1 protein-coding gene is annotated in these 503 nt (G+C 47.5%); it reads left to right on the top strand.

What is annotated here, in order from left to right:
* Positions 1-52 precede the first annotated feature (52 nt).
* Positions 53-503 (top strand): DUF533 domain-containing protein (locus R7Z50_RS31500; protein ID WP_318150275.1); only part of this gene is annotated, 451 nt, incomplete at its 3' end.

Raw genomic sequence — 503 nt, 5'->3', positions numbered from 1 at the left:
TGGTTCAGCTTGTTGTTTGTACACTGATCTCAACATTTACAGGAGGTCAGTCATGGATTTAAAAAGTCTTCTAAACCAAGCGCTCAACTCTGATTTACTCAAACAAGGTGCTGGCGCCCTGGGTAAGCAAACTCAAAACATCAAGTCATCATCCAGCTCTAGCCAGTTCAAAACTCTCGGCGCAGGAGCCATCGGTGGTGGATTGATTGGCATGCTTATGGGCTCAAAGAAAAGCAAAAAGATGGCGAAGAAAATGGGTTCTGGCGCGCTTAAAGTCGGTGGAGCGGCAGCACTCGGTGCACTTGCCTACAAAGTGTATAACGATTGGCAAGCTAAGCAGAGTGATCAAGGCGTCCATGAACCCTTCGATCCACAAGATAGCAAACACAGCGTATTAATTTTAAAAGCCATGATTGGTGCAGCCAAAGCCGATGGTCAGGTCGATGATGTGGAAATGGCCCGAATGGAACAAGCCCTTACAGAAAGGGGGGCAGATGAACACG

The sequence above is a fragment of the Vibrio sp. 1249-1 genome, assembly GCF_033340495.1.
This window is presented reverse-complemented; position numbering and strand designations above follow the sequence as displayed.